The sequence below is a fragment of the Synechococcus sp. CCY 0621 genome (assembly GCF_019038465.1).
Classification (GTDB): domain Bacteria; phylum Cyanobacteriota; class Cyanobacteriia; order PCC-6307; family Cyanobiaceae; genus Cyanobium.
The window spans coordinates 1-698 of sequence record NZ_JAFKRH010000029.1; the positions used below are offsets into that span (position 1 = coordinate 1).

At 67.2% G+C, this 698-nt stretch carries 1 protein-coding gene; it reads left to right on the forward strand.

Annotated features, from left to right (window positions below; all coding sequences use genetic code 11):
• Positions 1-698, forward strand: a 698-nt coding sequence (locus KUG43_RS08740; RefSeq protein ID WP_216908167.1) for a DUF4114 domain-containing protein, incomplete at both ends; no start/stop codon positions are given.

Genomic DNA, 698 nt, shown 5'->3' on the forward strand with positions numbered 1-698 from the left:
CGGCGGGCACCACGTTCGATCGCGAGATCCTGCTGGTCAACGGCCAGTCGGTTCGTTTCTTCGAGGTGGTCGATGCCAGCCTGGAAGATCTCTCCAGTGCCAGCGACACGCGCTTGCGCTTCTTCCGCCCCGACGCTCCGGCCAGCCCGAACCGTTCGGTGAGCTTCGCCTCCACCACCGGCGTCGACGTGGCGCTCGAGCTCCTCGACACCGATCAGGGGCTTGATGCCCTCATCGGCCAGGAGCAGGGCCTGGCCCCGGTCCTGGATTTCACCGCCTTCTCTGCGGCCCAGGCGGTCCAGGGCACCCTGGTGCTCAGCCGGGAAGCCGACTTCGATGCCATCACCGGCTTCTACCGCGCCCTCGATGCCGGCGGCACCGTGCGCGACGCCGCCGGCAATCTGGTGCGCCCCGGTGAGGCCAACTACCGCAGCGTCGCCCTGCGCCCCGACAACCTCGTCACCGAGCTGCAAGGCCTCCAGGTCGGAGATAACGCCGCCAGCGTCACAGCGGTGACCATCTCGGAATCCTCCTTCCTGGCGCCCTTTGCCCAGGTGCGCGGCCAGACCTTCTTTGCCTATGCCGGGGCCAACAGCGACGGCATCGGCCACTTCCGCAGCCTGGGCACCAATCTCTTCGGTCTGGAAGATGTCCTCGGTGGTGGTGACCGCGACTTCGACGATCATGTGATCGGCTTC